The organism is Erwinia sp. B116 (assembly GCF_002865965.1).
GTDB lineage: Bacteria > Pseudomonadota > Gammaproteobacteria > Enterobacterales > Enterobacteriaceae > Erwinia.
Genome location: NZ_JRZZ01000001.1, coordinates 325,866 through 333,925, shown reverse-complemented (window position 1 = coordinate 333,925; position 8,060 = coordinate 325,866). Strand labels below are relative to the sequence as shown.

Annotated in this window: 9 protein-coding genes; 2 read left to right on the top strand and 7 right to left on the bottom strand. The window is 55.5% G+C overall.

Features of this window, described 5'->3' with window-relative positions; translation table 11 throughout:
* The 3 genes from NV64_RS01395 to NV64_RS01385 form a co-directional block, all read right to left on the bottom strand.
* On the bottom strand, nt 1–88 hold an 88-nt coding region (locus NV64_RS01395; protein ID WP_199177605.1), incomplete at its 3' end, for a DUF5431 family protein.
* A 380-nt stretch (nt 89–468) separates the two neighbouring features.
* Complete coding sequence (locus NV64_RS01390; RefSeq protein WP_101505153.1) at nt 469–708, bottom strand: hypothetical protein; 240 nt, start codon at nt 706–708, stop codon at nt 469–471.
* Nucleotides 709–769: 61 nt separating this feature from the next.
* Nucleotides 770–2,563: a M20/M25/M40 family metallo-hydrolase gene (locus NV64_RS01385; RefSeq protein WP_101505152.1), complete on the bottom strand. Its 1,794-nt coding sequence runs from the start codon at nt 2,561–2,563 to the stop codon at nt 770–772.
* 183 nt (nt 2,564–2,746) lie between these two features.
* On the opposite strand from NV64_RS01385, the gene NV64_RS23040 reads away from it, so the two are divergent.
* Nucleotides 2,747–2,956, top strand: coding sequence for a hypothetical protein (locus tag NV64_RS23040; RefSeq protein ID WP_146005430.1), 210 nt, complete (start codon nt 2,747–2,749; stop codon nt 2,954–2,956).
* Here the strand turns inward: NV64_RS23040 and NV64_RS01380 are convergent.
* Nucleotides 2,928–3,797, bottom strand: a complete 870-nt coding sequence (locus NV64_RS01380; RefSeq protein ID WP_056237835.1) for a LysR family transcriptional regulator — start codon at nt 3,795–3,797, stop codon at nt 2,928–2,930. The two genes, NV64_RS23040 and NV64_RS01380, sit on opposite strands and share 29 nt — an antisense overlap.
* A 187-nt stretch (nt 3,798–3,984) precedes the next feature.
* On the opposite strand from NV64_RS01380, the gene NV64_RS01375 reads away from it, so the two are divergent.
* Nucleotides 3,985–5,082, top strand: a complete 1,098-nt coding sequence (locus tag NV64_RS01375) for an NADH:flavin oxidoreductase (protein WP_101505151.1) — start codon at nt 3,985–3,987, stop codon at nt 5,080–5,082.
* A 76-nt stretch (nt 5,083–5,158) separates the two neighbouring features.
* On the opposite strand, the gene NV64_RS01370 is transcribed toward NV64_RS01375, so the two are convergent.
* From NV64_RS01370 to NV64_RS01360, 3 genes are all read right to left on the bottom strand, one after another.
* Nucleotides 5,159–6,226 (bottom strand): linear amide C-N hydrolase, encoded by a 1,068-nt coding sequence (locus NV64_RS01370; RefSeq protein ID WP_101505150.1) that lies wholly within the window; start codon nt 6,224–6,226, stop codon nt 5,159–5,161.
* A gap of 146 nt (nt 6,227–6,372) precedes the next feature.
* Nucleotides 6,373–7,179, bottom strand: coding sequence for an ABC transporter permease (locus tag NV64_RS01365; RefSeq protein ID WP_101505149.1), 807 nt, complete (start codon nt 7,177–7,179; stop codon nt 6,373–6,375).
* Nucleotides 7,169–8,035: an ABC transporter permease gene (locus NV64_RS01360; RefSeq protein WP_056238439.1), complete on the bottom strand. Its 867-nt coding sequence runs from the start codon at nt 8,033–8,035 to the stop codon at nt 7,169–7,171. Before NV64_RS01360 ends, NV64_RS01365 begins: the two co-directional genes overlap by 11 nt.
* Between the last annotated feature and the right edge of the window lie 25 nt (nt 8,036–8,060).

Here is an 8,060-nt window from a genome sequence, read left to right as displayed (position 1 = left end):
CCAGATCACGGGACTTCGCGGCAGTTTCATGGCCTTCTTCTCCTTGCCTTGCGGCGGGTAAGAGGCTATCCTGAATGTTCTCTTGCATGCAGGGCCTCGGGGGTTAATGGAAATTAACTTTCGGGGCTTTTCTGCTTTCTGCCTCACCAACGTTCAGCACTGCTGCCGACAACATGAGGCAGAAGCCTCAAGCGCCGCGTCTATTATACCGCCGCTTTATTTACCCGCATCCGGAATCATAATAGTAAAATATCCAAATAACTCCGGATATCCCCTAATGCTTTACGGCCGCCCAACGCATCTTCGCCGTGGGCCGCCTGAAATAGCAATTTTGTTCAGTCTGATATCGACGGTGCGTTATGGCCGGTATTTTCCATAGATCAGCACGCCACGCGCAATGTCCATTCTGATCCGCCCACCATCTGACAGACTAATCTGTGATAACCCTTTCAGTCGGTCAGATATGGATTATCGCAACTCCGGCGAAATCGTTTTTTTCTGGCGAAATACATAACCGACAAGCAGAGTGCAGATAATCAGTAAAGCCGTTGCACATATCAGTACACTGACGTAAGCGTTATCAAATGCGGCACGGGCCAGACTCACAATCACATCAGCCTGTTGCTGATTTTGGGTTCCGGCAAAACGTAATGCCTCATCAAGACTGTCGAGGGTGCCTTCACCTGACAACCATGCCGGCTTTTTCATCCGGGGCATTCAGCATGATTGCCAATGAAAGCGACATTCCGCAACGGAATGTCGTCTGGCGTTAGCGTGGTTTAACGGTCTGATACATTTCTGTGGCACACAGATTAACCGGATTAGGCGCACCCACGACATACACTTCGCGGTACTGCTCTTTCATGCGGCAACCCTGTGCGTGAGCCCAGCGACGCAGCCCTTTCCAGGTGGCATCCGCCTTTGCCGGATCCCCACGGTGCACAACCGCTGCGACGGTTTCAATGGCGGGTAAATCCACGACGTCAAAATCTGCCGTTGAAAGGGCTTCAGAGTTAACCGGAAACGCCGCTGAAACCAGTATGCCGCCTTTCGCCATTTCATAGGTCAGTATGGAATCGGATCCGACAGCGATACCGGCCTGTACCAGGTTCGCATACAGAGAGTCGAACATCGGGCCTGCAGCAGTTTCAATCTCCCCGAAACTTTTCAGCTGTTGTGAAATACGGGCAACGCGGCGCGATGGCAAGGTCTTCAGCTCCGGAGATAGCTCGCGGAACTGAGGAGCCGTGGCCGGAGCTTCGTTTACTTCCAGCTCGTCGCGCAGCAGATACTGAGCCACCGCTATGGTAATGGTGCGAACGACATGCAAAAGTTCGTCGATCGCGACGGACTCATTGGCTGCACTGCAGTCCGGGCCATCGACGCCATACCAGTACGCAGGTGTACCACGATAGCGCCAGTAACGGCAGTCTGATATCGCGATTGCAGGGGTAAATTCCGGACGTACGTGTCCCAGGCTCTCCACCGTATCCTGCAGGATCACGGCCAGCTCACCGTCCGGTGCCGATACATCGGCTGAGTCAATCCCTTCAAAAATAAGTTCGGCTTCAGGATAACGGCCTACTATTTCCTGTGCTTTAGCCAGAACCGGATAGGGATCGGCGCCGACCGGAATCACCACCGACACAGAAAACAGGCAATCGGGAGAAATAACGCTGGCAGACGTTCCGCCATTAATTGTGCCGACATTCACGGTTATCAGGGGCTGGAGTGCGGCCGCACCTTTCCCCATAAGCTCATCGTGGCGCTTGCACCAGTCAGGATCGGCGAGAAGTCGGGTGAGGGCATCCGGCAACTGAACCGGCAGCATCTCCAGCTCGTCAAGATCCCGGATGATATCAACGGCGATACGCACCGCGCTGGCACTTTCGTTCGGATAGCCGGAAATAGATCCCCGGGTGGTAACACGTACAGCAAAGTGCAGGTAACCTTTGGATGAAAAGCAGATGGCTTGCGGGCCTGAAGGCTCGGTGGTCAGAACGCAATCGGCTTCCATCTCGCTTTCTATCTGCTCAAACATATACCCCGTACCGCGCCCGTAACCGGTTTCCTCATCGGAGACAAGGCTAAGTGAAAGCTTTCCGCTGAGCTGGCAACGGAGCCTGTTCAGATACGTACAGGCAAACATGAGCGCTGTGACGCCGGCTTTCATGTCAGATGTGCCCCGACCCCAGACCCGACCATCCTGGATCTTTCCGCTCCAGGGTGAATCCGTCCAGCCCGGTTCATTACCCGCAGGTAAGACATCAAGGTGGCCATTTAGCATCAGATGACGACCTTCCTGATGCATCTGTACGGAAGAGAGCAAATTAGGCATGGTTTCGCTGTAATCCACGTTCTTGTATGACAGATTCTCAGCATCCAGATAGTCCTGAACCAGTTTCATCGCCTTCCGCGTATCGCCCGGCGGGCTGGGGGTTTCACACTGAACCAGTCGGGAAAAGAGGTCGACTATTTTCTCTTCATCCGCTTTCACCCACTCAATTATCTGGGTTCGAATCTGGTTCATCTGTAAGGTTTTAACAGGGTTTTCAACGATCACTGCGATGCTCCGTTTAGGATTAAATAAATGATGAGTTTATTATTTTGAGCAGTCGCTCAAGAACCGGCACTATGCTTGAGCGCTTGCTCAATTTCAAGTGCGAACTGATCGTTGTTAGCAGAGATACCTGAACTCTCAGCAGAGTAACGCGAACCAGCAGAGAGCATCCTTTACCGTAAACACTTGATTCGACTGCATGATGAAGCCCTTACCCTGCTGGAAAGAGAAAATCCGGACAGCGTGGTCATTTTCCGCGGAGACTGCCTGGTCGATCAGGCTCCTTTTGCCTGGCTGAATGAAAAACATAATGGTGAACCGGGGATGGTGTGGATTGACTGGCAGGCTGGAATAGAAAATCGGCTTCCTAAAGTGACTTTTTTAACACATCAATGAACATGCTGACACGGCGAGGCAGATGACGGGTAGTGGGTAAAAGTGCCCACACGGACAGCTGTTGGGGAGACACATCCCTGAGCGGGATTTCCACCAGTTTGCCCTCTTTAACCTCCTGGCTCACATCCCACCAGGTCAGTTGTGCGATCCCGACGCCCTGAAGACACATTTCACGCACGCCCTCCACATTACTTGAACTGAAGCGCCCATCCACGCTGAGGCTGGTGGTCTGTCCCTCACCTTCAAAGGTCCACTGCAGCACATTCGTCAGTCTGAGGCAGTTATGCAGGCTTAAATCACTCAGTACCTCCGGCACCCCGTACTGCGCCAGATAGGCCGGTGAGGCGCAGATGACCCGGGGGTTATCGGTAAGCTTCTTCGCAATCAGATTTGAGTCCCTGAGAGGAGCGATACGTATAGCGACATCGATTCCCCGGTTTACCATATCCACCACATCTTCCGTGAGCTGGAGGTCAATACGCAGTTCGGGGTTGGCTGACAGCAGGTCAGGTATAAGGGGAAGTATGTTTCGTCTGCCAAAGCCTGAAGGAGCCGTCACCCTCAGTAAACCTACCGCACCCTGAGTTTGCGGAGAAAAGAGTGCCCTGGCACCGGCTTCAGCTTCCGCCAGCGCACGGGCATACACCAGAAATTCATGCCCCTCCTGAGTCAGGGAAACAGAGCGCGTGGTCCGCTGTAGCAATCGTGTTCCGAGATCCTTCTCCAGGGCGGCCAGTCGCCGCGAGACGGCCATTGGCGAAATATCAAGCCGCCTTGCGGCCTGGGTCAGACTGCGTGTTTCCGTAATAACCAGAAAAAGATGCACATCAGGAAGATTCATAAAATACCGTATTTCTCCGGAACAGATTGCTTCAGTGGCATAAGACAACTAAATGGTGTGTCTCAGACCTTGCGGGCAATTATAACGATAAATGATATACCAGCTTATCATTTTGCCCTGTTTAAGCGTTTGCCAGTTGTCATTATATTCAATTTACTTTCTATTCAGCATTCAGGATACGGTAAAAATGAGTTCAGAATTACTTTTCAGCGCGTCCCGCATCGGGGACGTATCGTTTCAGAACCGACTGGCAGTGGCACCCATGACCCGAGTGACGGCGTCCGAAGAGGGCATTGCCGGTGAGCGGATGAGAGCCTACTACGATGACTTCGCGCGTGGTGGCTTTGCTCTGATAATCACTGAAGGTATCTATATTGATAAGGCATGGTCGCAGACTTACGCGTACCAGGCCGGAATGGTTAATGATAAACAGGCTGCGGCATGGAAGACGATCGCTGATGCCGTTCATTTGCGGGGCGGCAAAATTTTTGCTCAGATCCAGCATTCAGGCGCACTGTCACAAGGTAATCACTATCTTGAAGGGACAGTGGGGCCGTCAGCCGTTCGTCCGGTGGGTAAGCAAATGGCATTTTACCGGGGTGAAGGTGAATATCCGGTACCGCGTGAGCTTACGGGGAGCGAAATTCAGGACATTATTGAGAGCTTCGCCGATGCGGCATCACGCGCCGTGACGGATGCCGGATTCGATGGCATCGAAATTCATGGCGCAAACGGATACCTTCTCGATCAGTTTCTGACCGACGACACCAATCAGCGCACCGATAAATGGGGAGGTGACACAGCTGCCCGCCTGGCCCTGAGTCTGGAGGTTATTAAGGCCATTCGTAATCGGGTTGGCAAACGAATTCCTGTCGGGATCCGTATTTCTCAGGGGAAGGTAAATGACTTTTTCCATAAGTGGGCACAGGGTGAAGAGGATGCCCGCGTGGTCTTCAGCCAGCTTGCCGCTTCAGGAATTGATTACCTGCACCTTACAGAGTTTGAGGCATGGAAACCGGCTTTCGAAGGCAATCCCGCTTCGCTGGTCGCTCTCGCACGTAAATATGCGCCGGACCTCACCATCATTGCTAATGGCAATCTGCACGATCCGAATCGGGCTGTACAGGTCCTGAATGAGGGCGCCGATATGATTGCACTTGGCCGCGGCGCGCTGGCCAATCATGACTGGCCTCACCGGGTGAAATACCATCAGCCGCTGAATGCGTTCGACAGTAGCATTCTTGCCCCGATTGCAGACATCAAAGACAGTGAGATCCCAGCCTGAATAAAATGAGTAAAGCTTTCAGGCTGCTGAAGTAAACCGGGCTGTCAGGTAATTAAATTTCTTTTACACCATCGCATTACAACCCAAGAAATTTAAACGGCTTCGCTTCCCGGTACTGGCCATTAGCTTCGCCCGAGAAGGTATTGGTCTGATTCGGCCCCAGGTCAAGCTTCAGCACCTTGCCGCTCTCCGCGGAGAAATCGAGACGGTTCAGATCGGTCCAGAATACGTTGGGCGTTAAGGCCGATTCAAAGAAGTAGAGTTTGCGCTTGTGGTCGGCCACCGTCCGCCAGCGGGTCGAGGAGATATTCGGCTGACCGGGCGTTGAGATGCCGTAGGGCACCGAAACGTTGCGGATCACGCTGAAGGTGCTGGCTATCGCCTCTGTCGGATCTTCCGATTTCGGAATGGCGTTCACGTAGAAGGTGGCGCGCGCAAAACGATCGGGAGCGCTGTTGGTGCCGGGCAGGAACACGGTGCCGCCGATCGGCTTCCAGTACTCCTCCATCGCCAGCTGCTTTTCAAAAACCGGCGAGTTGGTCATCACCTGATAGTCGCGGCCGTGGTGGATCACCTGTTTGCCGTCAATATACTCAATAATCGCGCTGTCGCCGCTGGCATCGGACAGCGACAGATGCAGCGTCGCCAGCCGGTCTTCCCCCGGTACCTTGTCGGTCACGATGCTGAACGGCTCTTTCGCCAGCGCATCGACCGCCTCCTGGACGCTGGCGTAATTATCAAGCGCGTACTGTGCCCAGGCCGCAATGGTCAGGCCCGGTTTTTTGTCATCATCAGTCGGATAAGAGGACTCCACCAGCCACAGCACGTTGGCCACCAGCCCCGCTTCATTCATGCCGTCCGTGGTGGAAATATCATAGCCGGAGGCGATGACGCTGCCGTATTTCGAGGTCCATTTGATTGAGTTCGCACCCGCCTCGCCGCTGCGCTGTATCCCGCGCGGGAACACCCACAGATTGGTATTCACATCCACCTTCCAGTCCATCGACCGGGCGGTGATCACCTGCTGACTGGCACCCAGATAGACCAGACGCGTGCAGGCGTCGGCGATGGAAACGGTGAGACCGGCGGAGAGCACCACCGCCGTAATGGTGGAAAAAAAACAACGTTTTCCTTTGTTCATCATTCTGTATCCATCTGAGATTCAGGTTCGGTATCAGCTTAGAGAGTAGAAGATTGTTACAGAAACAGCACCCTTTCTCATCAGTAAATCATTAGCCTGATTAACCCTTATTCGCGATGGCGGGCGTTAACGTTGGCGGTTTCAAACCGTCAGAGGAGTTTAACCAGCCCCATGGTGCGCTCGATGACCAACAGGATCAGCACCGCCAGCAGAATAAAGATCACCGAGATAGCGTTTACCGTCGGATCAAAGGTCTGGTCCACGTAGTTAAATACCCGGATCGGGATGGTGATGGTCTCCGGCGCGCTCAGGAACAGGCTTACCGAGACCTCGCCAAACGACGTGACCCCGGCAAACACCGCGCCGGCCAGCATCCCCGGTTTAATCAGCGGCAGAGTTACGTGGCGGAAGCTGTACCAGCGGCCGGCGCCGAGGCTCATCGCCACCGTCTCCAGCCGGCGGTCCATCGCCGCCAGGCTGACGCTGACCGTACGCACCACGTAAGGTAGCGCGACCACCATATGGCCGATAACCAGGCCACTCAGCGTACCGGCCAGCCCGGCGGCGGTCAGCACGTAGAGTAAGGCGATGCCCAGCACCACCTGCGGGATCATCAACGGCGACAGGATAAACGCCTGGAGCGCCTCGCGGTGGCGAAACTGCAGCCGCGCCAGCGCCCACGCGGCGAAGGTGCCGATCAGCACCGTCAGCGGCGTGACCACCAGCAGCAATACGACGCTAACCTTCAGCGAGTCAAGCCAGCCTGGGTCATCCAGCAGCGCGCGGATCCAGCGCAGCGAGATACCCTGTGGAGGAAACTGCGGATAAGGCTGTGGGCTGAATGCCGACAGCAGGATCACCAGCACCGGCAGCGCCAGAAAGGCGTAAACCCCTGTCCCCGCCAGCGTCAGCAGCCAGCGCTGAAGCCGTACGCGCGGCGTTCGATCAGTGACCATGATTATTTTTCTCCCAGCGTTTCAGAAGGATGCCCGCGATAGCGGCCACCGCCAGCGTCATCAGCAGCAGCGTCAGCGACAGGGCGGCCGCCAGCGGCAGGTTGGCGATCTGCATCGCCTGTTGATAGATGGCAATCGGCAGCAGCGGCTGCAGGCGGCCGCCGATCAGCAGCGGGGTGATGTAGCTGCCGGCGGCGAGGGAAAAGACGATGATAAAACCGGTCAGCATGCCCGGTACGCTCAGCGGCAGGATCACCCGGCGAAAGGTCTGCGCTGGCGTGGCACCGAGGCTCATCGCCGCGTGGCGCAGCGAGGGGGCTATTTCGTTCAGCGAGGTGACCAGCGGCAGCACGGCGAACGGCAGCATCACCTGCACATAGGCGATTACCACCGCGTTCATGTTCCACAGCAGGTTCAGCGGCTGCGGGATCAGCCCGGTGAACAGCAGAAAACCGTTGATCAGGCCGTTCTGCGCCAGCAGCACGATCCACGCAAAGGTACGGATCACCACGCTGGTCAGCAGCGGGGAGATCAGGATCACGTACAGCAGCGTGCGCCAGCCCCGCCGCCGGGTGTTAATCAGCAGCCAGGCGGCGGGCCACGCCAGCAGTACGGTAACGGCGGCGGTAAACAGCGACACCCATAGCGTGGTCCACAAGGCGTACAGATACTGTGGATCGCCGAACACGGTAAGATATTGCGTGACACTGTAACCGGGCTGGGGTTCGAGCAGGTCGTCCACGGCGGTCAGGCTCTGGTCAAACAGCTGCAGCAGCGGCACCAGCAGAAACAGCAGCAAAAACACCAGGCACGGCGTCAGCAACAGCCAGGGAAAGGCGTTGTTGTTCAGCGCCACCTTACCCACGCCGGCCGGGTCAGCG

Excerpts from the sequence above, each read along its gene's own strand:
- NV64_RS01370 (WP_101505150.1), bottom strand. The coding sequence starts at position 6,226 with ATGATGAACAAAGGAAAACGTTGTTTTTTTTCCACCATTACGGCGGTG.
- NV64_RS01375 (WP_101505151.1), top strand. The coding sequence starts at position 3,985 with ATGAGTTCAGAATTACTTTTCAGCGCGTCCCGCATCGGGGACGTATCG.
- NV64_RS01380 (WP_056237835.1), bottom strand. The coding sequence starts at position 3,797 with ATGAATCTTCCTGATGTGCATCTTTTTCTGGTTATTACGGAAACACGC.
- NV64_RS01390 (WP_101505153.1), bottom strand. The coding sequence starts at position 708 with ATGAAAAAGCCGGCATGGTTGTCAGGTGAAGGCACCCTCGACAGTCTT.
- NV64_RS01365 (WP_101505149.1), bottom strand. The coding sequence starts at position 7,179 with ATGGTCACTGATCGAACGCCGCGCGTACGGCTTCAGCGCTGGCTGCTG.